We start from the raw sequence: 13320 nt of genomic DNA, 5'->3' as shown, positions 1-13320 counted from the left end.
TCCTTGCGCCTAGCGCAAGGAAGGGGGCCATCATGTACTTCAAGCGAGGGTCAGGGGAGTTTCCAGTCCACGGGGCCGGCCCCCTGGTCGGCGAGCAGCTGGTTCGCCCGGCTGAACGGCCGCGAGCCGAAGAAGCCGGAGTGCGCCGAAAGCGGGCTCGGGTGCGCCGACTCGATGCACGGCACCTTCCCCAGCATCGGCTTCAGGTTCCGCGCGTTGCGGCCCCACAGGATCGCCACCATCGGCTCGTCCCGCGCGGCGAGGGCCTTGATGGCCTGCTCGGTGACGTCTTCCCAGCCCTTGCCCTGGTGCGAGTTCGATTTGCCCGGCTGCACCGTCAGCGCCCTGTTGAGCAGCAGCACACCCTGGTCGGCCCACGGCGTCAGGTCGCCGTTCGACGGCAACGGATGCCCGAGGTCCTCGCAGTACTCCTTGTAGATGTTGATCAGGCTTTTCGGGATCGGCCGGACGTCAGGCGCCACCGAGAAGCTCAGCCCGACCGCGTGCCCGGGCGTCGGGTACGGATCCTGGCCGACGATCAGCACCCGCACGTCGTGGAACGGTTGCTGGAAGGCCCGCAGCACGTGCTCCCCGGCCGGGAGATAGGTCCGGCCCGCGGCGATCTCCGCGCGGAGGAATTCCCCCATCGCGGCGACCTGCGGCGCCACCGGTTCGAGGGCTTGCGCCCAGCCTTCTTCGACGATGTCCTGCAGCGGTCGTGCGGTCACGGCGTGCGAGCTTACTCAGGCCGGTCGGCGCCCCTTTTTCCGGTGGGTTGAGACGCCAGTCACAGGGTCGTATCCTGAGAGCCAGGAGAACTGCACCCGCGTTCATGGGGAGGCGGGTGTCGTGGGGCTCCCATCCGGCCGCCTGCCCGGTCTAGCAGGTCTGCGAAACGCGGTGTTCCGCCTGACCTACTGCGAGAGGTCACCCGGGGCCGGAACGCCCGAGCACCACCACGCAAGACCGCACACCAACCCCTGACCGGCTGGTGGGGACGCCCCGGGACTCGTCGGCAGGTGAGGGCTGGGCTGTGCCGTTCGAGAGCTTTTTCGTCCGTCTGCTCGGGATGTCCGTCCCCGCGCTGCTGGTGACGGCCGGCATCCTCCTGCTGATCTTCCTCGCGGGCTGGCTGACCCAGCGGCAGCAACTGCACAACGGCAAGGGCGCCCCGTCCAAGATCAGGCTGCCCTTCTACCACGTCGAATCGGGACAGCCCGACGACGCGGACCCGCCGGACGAGCGGGAGAAGACCTAGTCCAGCCGCCGGAGTTCGACCCGGAACCGGGCCGCACGCTCGACATAACCATCGACGACGAGCTTGATCATGTCCGGCCCGAAAGAGGTATTGGGCCGCGTCTTCGCCGGGACGCCCAGCGCGATGTGCCCACTGTCCACATGGGACCCATAGGAGAGAACCGCGCCCGCGCCGACCATCCCGCCGTCCTCGACGACGGTTCCGTTCAGCACCACCGATCCCGACGCGATCAGGCAGCCCTCGCCGATCCGCGCGCCCTCGATGTGCACGGAATGCCCGACGGCGGAGGAGTTCCCGATCTCCGTCGGCTCCTTGCGGGTGCAGTGCAGCACGCAGCCGTCCTGGACGTTGGACCGCTCGCCGATCTCGATGTACCCGTGGTCGCCGCGCAGCACCGTCTGCGGCCACACCGACGCGAACGCCGCGATGCGGACGTCGCCGATCACCGTCGCGTCAGGGTGGACGTAGGCGTCGGGGTGGATCGACGGTTCGAGGTCGCCCAGGGCGTAGATCGGCATGTGTTCTCCTAGACCAGCGACTTGCCGTAGCAGACGCTTTCCGGTTCGTCCTTGTAGTACCCGAAGCCCGGCATCTCCCGGTAGCCCGCCGACTCGTACAGCGCGATGGCCTCGGGCTGTTTGTCACCGGTCTCCAGCACCATACGCAGCCGTCCGGCCTCGGCGGCCGTCCGTTCCAGATCGGCGAGGATCGCCCGCGCGACACCTCGCCCGCGCGCCGAGGCCATCACGAACATGCGCTTGATCTCGGCGTCGCCGGGCAGCAACGGGTCGGGCCCGTCGTGTGCCCGCCACGCGCCGCACGCGACCGGGACGTCGTCGAGATAGGCGGCCAGGAACAGTCCCCTCGGCGCGGCGAACTGCGCCCCGTCCATCGGCGTCTCGTCTTCACTGCCGTACCGGGCGGCCAGCTCGAGCTGGGCTTCGGCCAGCAGCTTCACCGCGTCGGGGTGGTCGTAGGGCAGCACACGAAGGTCCATGAGCGCGAGATTAGCGAGCGGCCGTGGCACGGGGAAAGCAGAATTGGCCCAAGCAAATGTGACGTGATCGGCACTGTCGCCGGGACATCGGCGCGCCTTAGGTTTCCGATCATGTCGATCGAAGCCGAGGCGCCCCTGCGCCAGGCCCGCAACTCCGCCGCGTTCTGGGCCGCGACCGGCCGGTCCCGCGGGCACGAGGTGATCCGCCGCCGCGGCTTCCTCGCCGTCGCCGGTGACGAACGCGCGGGACTGCGCGTCCTGCTCCAAGAACCCGGCCTCACCGACGACGAACTCGCGGAGATCACCGAGCTTGCCGCCCGGGCGGACGGCCCCGTGGACGCCGAGGATCCCTTCAGCGCCACCGATCTGAACCATCTCGGGGACATGCGCAGCTGGCAGATGCCGATCATGCTGCGCCCGCCCTCCCCCGTCGCCGAACCTGCGATGGAGGTGGTCCGGGTCGACGCGGAAACGGACCTGCGCGCCGCCGAACTCGCGGTGATCGCGGGCTTCGAACTCACCCGGTTCGAGCCCTATCGCGCGGGCGAGATGTTCCCCATGGCCCTGCTCGGACAGCCGGGGGTCGGCGTGTTCGTCGCGCGGCTCGACGGCGAGGTCGCCGGGGCGTGCGTGACGGCCGTGGAGGACGGCTTCGGCAGTCACTACTGGGTGGGCACGCCGCCGGCCTTCCGCTCCCGCGGCGTGGGCCGGGCCGTGATGCTCGGCTCCCTCGCCCCGCTGGCCGGGCTGCCGGTCACCCTCACCGCCTCCAAAGCGGGCAGGCCGCTGTACGAATCCCTCGGTTTCACCTTCACCGCCCAGTCCACCTGGTGGGCCTCACGCTGATCCCTAGCGCCAGTGCTCCCAACCGCCGTGGTGCCCGTACTTCTTCCCGTCCACCGTCACCCCGGAATCCGGCATCGTGACGACGCCGATTTCGGTCCAGCCCTCGGGCAGGTCGGCGAACGCGGGGAAGGTGGCCGCGAAAGCGTGGTCCTCGCCGCCGGTCAGGACCCATTTCAGCGGGTCGGCGCCGAGCGCGGTGCCGACCTCGGTCAGCCTGCTCGACACGTCGAGATCCGCGGTCCGGATGTCGATCCCGACGTCGGACGCCGTGGCGATGTGGCCGAGGTCGGACAGGAGCCCGTCGGACACGTCGATCATCGCCGTCGCGCCGCCGTCGGCCGCGCGGAGGCCCGCTTCGTAATCCGGTTCGGGGCAGCGCTGAGCGTTGACGACGCTGACCGGTGAGCGGAAACCCCGGCCGAGCACGGCGAGCCCGGCGGCCGCCCAGCCGAGCCGTCCGCAGACCGCGACGACGTCGCCGGGTCGCGCGCCGGACCGCTTGACCGGTTCCCGGCCGCCGAGGTCCCCGAGCGCGGTGACACTGATCACGATCTGGTCGGCGCGCACCATGTCGCCGCCGACGATCCCGATCCCCGCGCGTTCGGCTTCGATCCACATGCCCTGGGTGAGTTCCGTGACGACCGAGGTCTCGGTGTCCGGCGGGCAGGCGAATCCCACCAGGACGGACGTCGGGCGGGCGCCCATGGCGGCGATGTCGGTGAGGTTCACCGCGACCGCCTTGCGCCCCACCTGTTCGGCGCTGGACCAGTCGAGCCGGAAATGGACGCCCTGCACGAGGACGTCGGTGGTGGCCACCGTCCGGCCGTCCGGGGTGGCCACGACGGCCGCGTCGTCCCCCGGTCCGAGCAGTGTCGTCTCCGGCTGTTTCCGGCCGGCCGTCACCGCTTCGATCAACCGGAATTCACCGGTCCCGGCGACCGTGCCGTCGTTCGGTGACACCCGTCACCTCCACTTTCCCTTGTCCGGACAAATGTCGATCACCGATAGTCGGAAGCCCTAGGTTTTTCCCGGGGCTGGCGATACGTTGCTACAACGTTCCTACCTTGAGCCGACTTTTACGAAGGGGCGCGCCGTGGTCCACGCATACATCCTCATCCAGACCGAGGTCGGCAAAGCCGCCGCGGTCGCCGCGGAGATCTCCACCATCTCCGGTGTCACCAGTTCGGAGGATGTCACCGGCCCCTACGACGTCATCGTCAAGGCCGCGGCCGACACCGTCGATCAGCTCGGCCAGCTCGTGGTCGCGAAGGTGCAGAACGTGGAGGGCATCACTCGTACGCTGACCTGCCCGGTCGTGCATCTGTAAGAGGTGGTGTAGTGGTCCGGTGGCTGACACGGACACCGGCGCTCCCCCGAAACCACTGCTGATCGCGGCCGTCTGCCTGGCGGTGCTGCTCGTCGCGGGCGTCGCCGTCTTCGGGCTGACCCGCGGCGCGGAATCCGAGGCTCCCGCGGCCGATGGCCCGCTCCCGCTCGTCCCGGTCCCGGCGCCACACTCGGGATCACCCGATTGTGCGAAGCTCATCGGCGCGCTCCCGCACGAACTCACGTCGTCCGGGAACACGCTGGTCCGGCGGAAGCTGGCCGATCCCGCGCCCGAGGCGACGGTCGGCTGGGGCACCGGCGACCCGGTGGTCCTGCGCTGCGGGCTCGGCAAGCCGCCGGAACTCACCCGGACCTCGCAACTGCGGACGATCAACAACGTCCAATGGCTACAGGTCGAGGGCGAGGGCTCCGCGACGTGGTTCGTGGTGGACCGCTCCGTCTACACGGCACTCACCGTGCCGGACACCGCGGGGACAGGGCCGCTCCAGACCGTTTCGGACGTCATCGGCGCCAACCTCCCCGCCGTGCCACTGCGTTTCTGACCGCCTGCGGTTCTGATTCAGGGCACGACCAGCAGGCTCTTCCCGGTGTACCGCCGCGCCTCGATGTCCGAGTGCGCGGCGGACGCCTCGGACAGGGGATACGTCCGGCCGATGATCGGCGTCAGTTTCCCTTCGGCCGCCTGCCGCAGCACTTCCCGCACCCGGCGCGGATTGTCGGGCCAGAAGCCGACCAGCTGTGACATGTCCACAAGGGACAGCCGGGCGCGGTCGGCGTCGCCGATCACCGTTTCGGCCCCACTGGACATGCCGTAGCCCGAGAACCGGCCGCCGTTCTTCAGCAGCGCCAGCGAGGCCGCGCCCAGTTCACCGCCGACGCCGTCGAACACGACGTCGAGCCGCTTGCCCCCGGTGCGGGCCAGGGCCTCGCCCGTCCAGTCCGCCGCCGAGTAGTCGACCGGCTCGGCGCCCAGTTTCCTGGCGATCGCCGCCTTTTCGCCGCCGCGGACCGCCGCGATGACGGTCGCGCCCGCCGCGCGGGCGAGCTGCACCATCAGGCTGCCGAGACCGCCGACCCCCGGCGCCACCAGAATCCGCTCCCCTGCCCGGACCGGGGTCTTCTCCAGCAGCGCCAACGCGGTACTGCCGTCGTTGAGCAGGGCGACAGCGTGCTGGAGGTCGAGGCTCGCCGGAACCGGGAAGGTGTCCTCGGGCAGCGCGATGACCGTGTCCGCGTATCCCCCGCCGTAGTCGCCCACCGCGCTGGAGACGACTTCCTTGCCCAGCCAGGTCTGGTCGACTCCGGCGCCCACGGCCTCGACGATGCCCGCCACCGCGCTGCCGGGCACGTACGGCGGCTCGACCCCGAACCCGTCGGGTCCGTCGCCCCGCCGGATGAGGGCGTCGAGCCAGCCGACTCCGGCCGCCTTCACCGCGATGCGGAGCTCGCCCTCGCCGGGTTCGGGAGTGGGCAGTTCGATCTGTTCGAGAACACTGGGGTCGCCGAAGCGGGACACTGTGATCGCACGCATGACCGCAAGGTAGGACCTCCAGTTCGCTGGAGGTCAAGCGAACACGGGGATCAGCGGTTTCAGCGCGGAGTGCAGCACTTCCCGCGAGCAACCCGCGTAGCCGATGAGGTTCCCGAACACCGTCGGCGTCCCGGTGAAGTGCCGGACGAGCCCGTCGAGCCGGATCCCCGCGCGTTCCGCGGCCGTCAGCCGCGCCGCTTCCTCGGCCGCCGTTCCACAAGGGACGACCAGGTGCGCGCCCGCGTCGTCGCCGAGCACCGGGATCCCCGCCGACGTCAGCGCGGCCGAAACCAGGGACCGGCGCTCCGAAAGTTCCCGCCGGAGCTTCCGCAGATGCCGCCCCAGATCGCCGTGCCGCGCCAGTTCGGCGAGCACCCGCTGCCCCGCGGGCGACGGGCGCGTCCCGGTGCCTTCGCGATACTCCAGCACCGCGGCCGCGACGGGTGACGGCGCGACCATCCAGCCCGCGCCCAGCGCCGGGGTGAGAATCTTGCTCGTGGTCCCGAGATGCGCGACGACGTCGGGCGCGAGCGCGGCCAGCAGCGGGAGCGGCGCGACGTCGAACCGCAGCTCGCCGTCGTAGTCGTCCTCGATCACCAGCATGCCCTCGGCACGGGCGAGTTCGACGAGCTCGACCCGGCGGGACGCGCTCATCCGGCTGCCGAGCGGGTATTGATGCGCGGGCGAGCAGTACACCGCGCGGACGTCGGCGGGGACGGCGTCCGGGCGCAGGCCCTCTTCGTCGACCGGGACGGGCACGACCTCCATCCCCGCCCGCCGGAACGCCTGCACCGCGCGCTGGTAGCCCGGCTCCTCGATGGCGACCCGGTCGCCGCGCGAGAGCACGGCGCCGGCGAGTTCGATCACCGCCGCCGTCGTCCCGCCGGTGGCGAGCACCGTTCCGGCGGCGAGCCCGCGATGGCGCAGCAGATGTTCGGACACCGCGTCCCGGTACGCGGGCAGACCGGCCCTGTCCTCGCGATAGGTCGGGCGCGGATCGGCGGCGGCCCGCCACGCGCGGCGCCACGCGGCCCTTTCGACGCCGTCGGCCCACGGGACGCCCGGTGTGAGGTCGATCAGCGTGGGCGGCGCGGCCGGTCTACCGGGCGCCGGGCCTTTCGACGGCCTGTCCGCGGGCGGTGTCGTGGTCACATAGGTGCCGGAGCCGTGACGGCCCGCGATCCAGCCCTCCGCGTGAAGCTGCTCGTACGCCGCCGACGTCACCGTGCGGCTGACGCCGAGCCGGTTCGCGAGCGCCCTGGTCGAAGGCAGCCTGTCGCCACCGCGCAGATGCCCGTCGCCGGCGGCCACGCGCAACGCGTCGGCCAGCTGGACCGCGAGCGGGACGAGCGAATCGCGGTCGAGGCTGACCGGCAGAGCGGTGTCGGACATGCTGTACTCCGCTTCTCCGTGAAGTGGCCTTCTCAAGTATAGGAGAATTGGCCGTTATTACAGGCCACTCGCGTGGGTGAGACTGCTCGCATGCCCACACCGCTGTCTCCCACCGACCGCACCACTCTCAACCGCAAGAAGAACCGCGCGCTCACCGATCGCTCGGCGCTGTACGCGGTGCTCGACGAAGGCCTGATCTGCCATCTCGGCATCGTGCGCGACGGCGTCCCGCTGGTCATCCCGACCGGCTACGGCCGCGACGGGGACACGCTCTACCTGCACGGCTCCACCGGGGCGAGGAGCATGCGCGACTCGGACGGCGTCGAGGTCTGCGTCACGGTGACCCTGCTCGACGGCATCGTCTACGCGCGCTCGGTCAACAACCACTCGATGAACTACCGCAGCGCGGTGATCCTGGGCAAGGCGACCGCGGTCACCGACGGCGAACGGAAGATGCACGGCCTGCGGGTGCTGACCGATCACCTCGCGCCCGGCTCGTGGGAGCACGCGCGGGACGTCAACGCGAAGGAGTTCGCGTCGGTTTCGGTGCTGGAACTGGACCTCACCGAGGCGTCGGTGAAGATGCGCGGCGAGGGTCCCGACGACCCCGAGGACGAGGTCGCGGCCGATCTCTCGTGGGCGGGAGTGCTGCCGGTGCGGACGGTGTTCGGGGAGCCGGAGCCGTCGGCGGACCTGGCTTCGGACTGGGTGGTGCCGGACCACGTGAAGGGGCGGGTCGGGTAGTCGCTGATGTCATGAAAGGGTCTTTCAGGACGTTTTTCGTCCTGAAAGACCCTTTCATGACACGTGGAGAAGGCCCCTTCGCCTCGGGGCGTGATCCTCGCGGAGGGCGGAGTCCCGAAGGTGTCATTGGCGGTCGACGGGGGAAGATCGGGAACGTTGAGTGTCCCGGATCTTCCGTTGATCAAGGTCCAAGACCGGCATCCCTGGCGACGATGTAGGAATCGGGACGTTCAACGTCCCGATTCCTACATCGTCACGCCCTGACAGCCACGCAACCACCACTCACGACCACCTCGAAAGCCTTCAGCGCGTCCGCGGCAGCCGCACGGTGAAAGTCGTCGCCCCCGGCACGCTCGCGACCTCGATGGTCCCGCCGTGCGCGGAGACCAGTGACAGCACCACCGAAAGCCCGAGTCCGGTCCCGCCGTTGCCGCGGGTGCGGGCGGTGTCGACGCGGAAGAACCGGTCGAAGATCCGTTCCCGCGCTTCCGGCGGGATCCCCGGCCCGGCGTCGCTCACCCGCAGGACGACCTCCGAATCCGAAGCCGAGCCCGACACCGTGACCGGGGTTCCGGGCGGCGTGTGCACCGCGGCGTTGGCGAGCAGATTGTCCAGCACCTGCCGCAGGCGCACCGGATCCGCTTGCAGGACGACGTCTTCCGGGAGCGGGCCGACGGTCAGCGGATGCTCCGGGCGGCCGGCGGCGAAGGCCTCGCCCGCGTCGGTCATCAGTTCGGCGAGGTCGACGTCGACCAGCCGCAGCGGCGCCTCGGTCTCGGGCGCGTCGAGGCGCGCGAGGAGCAGGAGGTCGTCGACGAGGACGCTCATCCGCTGGGTCTCTTCGCGGATTTTCGACAGGTGCGCCTCGCGTTCCGCGGGTTCGTTCGCCGCGGCGTAGCGGAAAAGCTCGGCGTAGCCCCGGATCGACGTCAGTGGCGTGCGCAGTTCGTGCGAGGCGTCGGCGATGAACCGCCGCAGCCGTTCGTTCGCCTCCCTGCGCGCGACCAGCGAGGAATCGAGGTGCGCCAGCATCAGGTTGAACGCCGTCCGCAGTTCCTCGACCTCGGCGCCGCCACCGTTCGCCGGCGCGCGCACCGGGAGATCGGCGTTCGTGGTCAGATCGTGCGACGCGATGTCGTGCGCCGTCCCGGCCATGTCGCTCAGCGGCCGCAACCCGCGCCGCAGCACCAGCCGTCCCGCGATCACCAGCACCGCCAGCGCCAGCAGGAACGCGACGACCTCGACCATGATCAGCTGGCTGACCGTCCGGTCCAGATCCGCCTGCGGCGCGGCGCTGACCAGCACGATGTTCCGGCTCGGCTCGATCGGGCAGGCCCGGACGCGGTAGGTGCCCTTGTCCTCGATGTAGACGGTCCGCAGCACCTCGGTCCGCGTCGCGTCCTCGGCGACCTTTTCGAGCGCTTTCGAGTCCGGTGGCAGGGAACCGCCGTCCTGCGGGAGCGCGTCACCGTTCTGCACCGAGAAAACGGCGGAGAACCAGCCGTAGGACTGCTGCGGTTTCCCGCCGTGCGTGGTGCGCAGTGACGGCACCTGGCTGATCTGGGTCTTGGCGAGCTGTTCGTCGAGCCGGTCGTTCAGATAGCCCTTCATGATGCCGACCATCACGGTGCCGACGACGGCGAACACGACCAGCGCCAGCGCGCCGAGGCCGAGCGCGAGCCGGGTCCCGAGCCTTGACCGGCGCCAGGCGTCGTACCACCGGCGCAGTGTTTTCATCTGGCGGCCTGCCGCACGACGTAGCCCACCCCGCGCACGGTGTGGATCAGCGGCTCGTTGCCGGCGTCGAGTTTGCGCCGCAGGTGGGAGATGACGAGTTCGACCACATTGGACCGGCCGCCGAAATCGTATTCCCAGACGTGGTCGAGGATCTGCGCCTTGGTCATCACCGACGGCGAACGCCGCATGAGATAGCGCAGCAGTTCGTATTCGGTCGGCGTCAGCTCGGCAGGTTTGCCGTCGCGGGCGACCTCGCGGGTGTCCTCGTTCATGGTCAGATCGCCGACGCGCAGCAGCGCGGCGGCCCTGGCCTGGCTGCTGTGGCTTCGCCGCAGGACCGCGCGCAGCCGCGCCATCAGTTCCTCGACGGAGAACGGCTTGACGAGGTAGTCGTCGCCGCCCCGGGTGAGCCCGGCGACACGGTCCGCCGTCGCGTCCTTCGCGGTGAGGAAGACGACGGGCACCGCCGTCCCGGACTCGCGGAGCCTGTCCAGCACGGTGAACCCGTCGATCCCGGGCAGCATCAGGTCGAGCACGACGATGTCGGGCACGAACTCGGCCGCCCTGACGAGCGCGGCCTCGCCCGACCCGGCGGTGACGGCCTGCCAGCCCTCGTAGCGGGCGACGGTGGCCACCAGATCGGCGATATGCGGCTCGTCGTCCACCACCAGTAGTCGAACGGGGGTCTCGGTGTTCACAAGGCCCATCCTCCGTTAACGCGCGCGCGAGAGCGAGGCGGGAGCGCAGACGACAGGAAGCCGACAGGTTCCGCCAAGAAAGGTCACAGGTTGGCCCAGCAGGCTCGGTGCTTGAACCGGACCGGAAGGAACCACGTGTGACCACCATGACGCAGACCGCCGTGAAGCCGCGCCCGGCGATCCGTCCCAGGATCGCCGCACGCGCCGGGCTCTTGACCTTCATCGGGGCCAACGTGGCCGCCGTGACCGCGCTCTTCTTCACCGCGGGACCGTCGGACAACGTGCTCATCAGCGTCGGCAGGCTCGCCGGGCTGTACGGGGCGCTGGCGATGGCGTTCCAGCTGCTGCTGGTCGCCCGGCTGCCGTGGCTCGACCGCCGTCTCGGCATGGACCGGCTCACCGTCTGGCACCGCTGGACCGGGTTCAGCCTCCTGTGGACACTGCTGACCCACTTCGTCTTCATCGTCTTCGGCTACGCGCAGGTCGAGGACAACGGCGTGGCGGACGAGTTCGTCACGATGGTGACCAAACTCGAGGGGATCCTGCGCGCGGTCGTCGCGCTCGCGCTGATCCTGCTCGTCGGCGCCGTTTCCGCGCGCTTCGCCCGGCGCCGTCTGGCGTACGAGACCTGGCATTTCCTGCATCTCTACACCTACGCCGCGGTCGTGCTGGCGTTCAGTCACCAGATCGCGCTGGGCGGATCGTTCGCGTCGTCGCCCGGAGCGCAGGCCTACTGGTGGGCGGTGTGGGGTGTCGCGCTCGGCTCGGTCTTCGCCGGCCGCGTGGCGCTGCCGCTGGCCCGGAATCTGCGGCACCGGCTGAAAGTCGTCGCCGTGGTGCCTGAATCCGACGACGTCGTCTCGGTGTACATGACCGGAAAGCACCTGGACAAGATGCCCGCGAAGGCCGGTCAATTCTTCCTGTGGCGCTTCATGACCCGGGATCGCTGGTGGCAGGCCAATCCGTTCTCGCTGTCGGCCGCGCCGGACGGCCGCACTCTGCGGCTGACCGCGAAAGCCGCCGGTGAGGGCAGCGCGTCGTTGCGGTCGCTGAAGACCGGGACGCGGGTGTTCGCCGAAGGCCCGTACGGCGCGTTCACCACGATGCACCAACGGAAACCGGACGCGCTGCTGATCGCGGGCGGCGTCGGGATCACGCCGATCCGCGCGCTGCTGGAGGAGATCTCCGGCCACGTCGTGGTGCTCTACCGCGTCCGCACCCAGCTCGACGCGGTCCTGCTGCCGGAGCTTCGCGGGCTGGCGCAGGCGCGCGGCGCCGTCGTCCACGTCCTGAGTGGACCGTCCGATCTGGCCGGTCCGTACGGGCCGGTGCTCGGCGCGCCCAGCCTGGGGCGGATGGTGCCGGACATCGAGAATCGGGACGTCTTCGTCTGCGGACCGCCGGGGATGACCTCGGCGACGTTGCGCAGCCTGCGCGAACTGCGGGTGCCGAACCAGCAGGTCCACGCCGAACGCTTCAGCCTCGCCGCCTGAGCCAGGGAGTCCCGATCATGAAGAAGACCATCGTCGCCGCCACGGTCGCCCTTTCGGCCGCCGGATTCCTCGGTGTCTGGCTGTACGAACCTTCCCCGCTGGGTTCGGAGACCGTGGCCGTCGCCGCGCCCGCTCCTTCCACCGTGTCCTCTTCGGACGGTGGCGCCTCCGAAGGCGCCGAGCGCACCATCGACGGCTCGGTGGAGAGCAACCGGTACGGCACCGTGCAGGTGCGGCTGGTGATCTCGGCCGAGGACAAGATCTCCGAGGTCCGTCTCCTGCAACGGCCGATCAGCGGGCGCGGCGTCGACGCGATCCCGATCCTCCAGGAGGAGACGCTGACCGCGCAGAGCGCCGACATCGACACCGTCTCCGGGGCGACGTCGACGAGCGAGTCGTACATCGATTCGCTGCAGGCGGCGCTGGACGCCAGATGAACCGGGTCGAGCAGGTGATGGGGCTGCCGGTCTCGGTCGACGTCCGGGCGGACGGTGAACTCGTCGCCCACGCGATCGACGGCGTCTTCGGCTGGCTGCGGGAGGTCGACGCCCGGTTCAGCCCGTTCAAGGCCGGCAGCGAGGTCTGCCGGTACGACCGCGGCGAACTCGCGCCTTCGGCACTGAGCGACGACCTGCTGGAAGTGCTTTCGCTGTGCGATCACTACGAACGGCTGTCCGGCGGCGCGTTCAGCGCCCGGCTCCCCGGACGACGGCTCGACCCGAACGCGATGGTCAAGGGCTGGGCCGTACAGCGGGCGGCGTCGCTGCTGCTGGCCGAAGGGCTGGACGTGTTCTGTGTCAACGCGGGCGGGGACGTGGTCACCTCCGGCGAACCGGAACCCGGCCGCGCGTGGCGGGTCGGCATCCGGCATCCCGAGCGGAGAAACGCGGTCTGCGCCGTGGTGGAGTCGTCCGGCGGCGCTGTCGCGACGTCGGCGGAATACGAACGCGGCGCGCACATCCTGGACGGGCGGACGGGGCGCCCGCCCGTCGGGCTGCTGAGCGTCACCGTCACCGCCGACGACCTCGTCACGGCGGATTCCCTGGCCACGGCCGCGTTCGCGATGGGGACCGAAGGGATCGCCTGGGTCGCGGCGCAGCCGGGCTGCCAGGTGCTGATCGTGGACGCGAAACGGCAGGTGCACCGGTCGCCGGGGCTGCGGCTGGCTTGAGCTGCCCAGGGGGACCGCAAGCCCCGCGGCGCTCGTCGCCGCCGGACACCAGTCCGTGAAGGCCTCCTTGAGGGACTCTGGGTCCCTCAAGGAGGCCTTCACGGAC

General features: G+C 70.3%; 16 protein-coding genes. 8 read left to right on the top strand and 8 right to left on the bottom strand.

Translation table 11 applies throughout. The features are described 5' to 3' along the window. Positions 1-50: 50 nt before the first annotated feature. On the bottom strand, positions 51-728 hold the full coding sequence (locus ACFWMR_RS39420; RefSeq protein ID WP_093932870.1) for a uracil-DNA glycosylase: 678 nt from the start codon (positions 726-728) through the stop codon (positions 51-53). Positions 729-1033: 305 nt separating this feature from the next. Here ACFWMR_RS39420 and ACFWMR_RS39415 point away from each other — a divergent pair, with 305 nt between their 5' ends. Then, the gene (locus ACFWMR_RS39415; RefSeq protein ID WP_378382082.1) at positions 1034-1258 is read left to right on the top strand and encodes a hypothetical protein; all 225 of its coding nucleotides are present in this window, start codon (positions 1034-1036) and stop codon (positions 1256-1258) included. Here the strand turns inward: ACFWMR_RS39415 and ACFWMR_RS39410 are convergent. Together ACFWMR_RS39410 and ACFWMR_RS39405 are read right to left on the bottom strand one after the other, a co-directional pair. After that, positions 1255-1776, bottom strand: coding sequence for a gamma carbonic anhydrase family protein (locus ACFWMR_RS39410; RefSeq protein ID WP_378382081.1), 522 nt, complete (start codon positions 1774-1776; stop codon positions 1255-1257). The two genes, ACFWMR_RS39415 and ACFWMR_RS39410, sit on opposite strands and share 4 nt — an antisense overlap. A gap of 8 nt (positions 1777-1784) precedes the next feature. Further along, positions 1785-2255, bottom strand: coding sequence for a GNAT family N-acetyltransferase (locus ACFWMR_RS39405; protein WP_093932867.1), 471 nt, complete (start codon positions 2253-2255; stop codon positions 1785-1787). Between the two features lie 111 nt (positions 2256-2366). On the opposite strand from ACFWMR_RS39405, the gene ACFWMR_RS39400 reads away from it, so the two are divergent. Then, positions 2367-3101, top strand: coding sequence for a GNAT family N-acetyltransferase (locus ACFWMR_RS39400; RefSeq protein ID WP_378382080.1), 735 nt, complete (start codon positions 2367-2369; stop codon positions 3099-3101). Between the two features lie 3 nt (positions 3102-3104). Here the strand turns inward: ACFWMR_RS39400 and ACFWMR_RS39395 are convergent, their stop codons facing one another. Further along, entirely contained in the window at positions 3105-4061 is a 957-nt protein-coding gene (locus tag ACFWMR_RS39395; RefSeq protein ID WP_093932865.1) for a thiamine-phosphate kinase, read from the bottom strand. Between the two features lie 133 nt (positions 4062-4194). Between ACFWMR_RS39395 and ACFWMR_RS39390 the strand changes: the two genes are divergently transcribed. Together ACFWMR_RS39390 and ACFWMR_RS39385 are read left to right on the top strand one after the other, a co-directional pair. Further along, positions 4195-4428: an Lrp/AsnC ligand binding domain-containing protein gene (locus tag ACFWMR_RS39390; RefSeq protein WP_005160289.1), complete on the top strand. Its 234-nt coding sequence runs from the start codon at positions 4195-4197 to the stop codon at positions 4426-4428. A gap of 19 nt (positions 4429-4447) precedes the next feature. Continuing rightward, positions 4448-4990 carry a DUF3515 domain-containing protein gene (locus tag ACFWMR_RS39385; RefSeq protein ID WP_378382079.1) on the top strand — a complete coding sequence of 181 codons (543 nt, stop codon included), beginning with the start codon at positions 4448-4450 and terminating at the stop codon, positions 4988-4990. A 17-nt stretch (positions 4991-5007) separates the two neighbouring features. On the opposite strand, the gene ACFWMR_RS39380 is transcribed toward ACFWMR_RS39385, so the two are convergent. Together ACFWMR_RS39380 and pdxR are read right to left on the bottom strand one after the other, a co-directional pair. Then, positions 5008-5979: a zinc-binding dehydrogenase gene (locus tag ACFWMR_RS39380; protein ID WP_378382077.1), complete on the bottom strand. Its 972-nt coding sequence runs from the start codon at positions 5977-5979 to the stop codon at positions 5008-5010. A gap of 33 nt (positions 5980-6012) precedes the next feature. Next, complete coding sequence (gene pdxR, locus ACFWMR_RS39375) at positions 6013-7371, bottom strand: MocR-like pyridoxine biosynthesis transcription factor PdxR (protein ID WP_093932862.1); 1359 nt, start codon at positions 7369-7371, stop codon at positions 6013-6015. A gap of 90 nt (positions 7372-7461) precedes the next feature. Here pdxR and ACFWMR_RS39370 point away from each other — a divergent pair, with 90 nt between their 5' ends. Further along, a complete protein-coding gene (locus tag ACFWMR_RS39370) occupies positions 7462-8115 on the top strand; it encodes a pyridoxamine 5'-phosphate oxidase family protein (protein WP_378382076.1) in 654 nt (217 codons plus the stop codon). A gap of 303 nt (positions 8116-8418) precedes the next feature. Here the strand turns inward: ACFWMR_RS39370 and ACFWMR_RS39365 are convergent, their stop codons facing one another. Beyond that, entirely contained in the window at positions 8419-9852 is a 1434-nt protein-coding gene (locus tag ACFWMR_RS39365; RefSeq protein ID WP_378382074.1) for a sensor histidine kinase, read from the bottom strand. Next, on the bottom strand, positions 9849-10550 hold the full coding sequence (locus ACFWMR_RS39360) for a response regulator transcription factor (protein WP_093932859.1): 702 nt from the start codon (positions 10548-10550) through the stop codon (positions 9849-9851). The genes ACFWMR_RS39365 and ACFWMR_RS39360 overlap by 4 nt, the downstream gene beginning before the upstream one ends. A gap of 137 nt (positions 10551-10687) precedes the next feature. On the opposite strand from ACFWMR_RS39360, the gene ACFWMR_RS39355 reads away from it, so the two are divergent. From ACFWMR_RS39355 to ACFWMR_RS39345, 3 genes are read left to right on the top strand one after another with little or no spacing between them, the layout of a single operon-like run. Continuing rightward, a complete protein-coding gene (locus ACFWMR_RS39355; protein WP_378279480.1) occupies positions 10688-12043 on the top strand; it encodes a ferredoxin reductase family protein in 1356 nt (451 codons plus the stop codon). 17 nt (positions 12044-12060) lie between these two features. After that, a complete protein-coding gene (locus tag ACFWMR_RS39350) occupies positions 12061-12480 on the top strand; it encodes an FMN-binding protein (protein WP_378382072.1) in 420 nt (139 codons plus the stop codon). Continuing rightward, positions 12477-13214: an FAD:protein FMN transferase gene (locus ACFWMR_RS39345; protein WP_378382070.1), complete on the top strand. Its 738-nt coding sequence runs from the start codon at positions 12477-12479 to the stop codon at positions 13212-13214. The genes ACFWMR_RS39350 and ACFWMR_RS39345 overlap by 4 nt, the downstream gene beginning before the upstream one ends. The last annotated feature ends 106 nt before the right edge of the window (positions 13215-13320 follow it).

This window comes from Amycolatopsis thailandensis (genome assembly GCF_042723255.1).
Taxonomy (GTDB): domain Bacteria; phylum Actinomycetota; class Actinomycetes; order Mycobacteriales; family Pseudonocardiaceae; genus Amycolatopsis; species Amycolatopsis thailandensis.
Note: the sequence above shows the minus strand (reverse complement) of the source record. Positions and strands in the feature narration are given on the sequence as shown.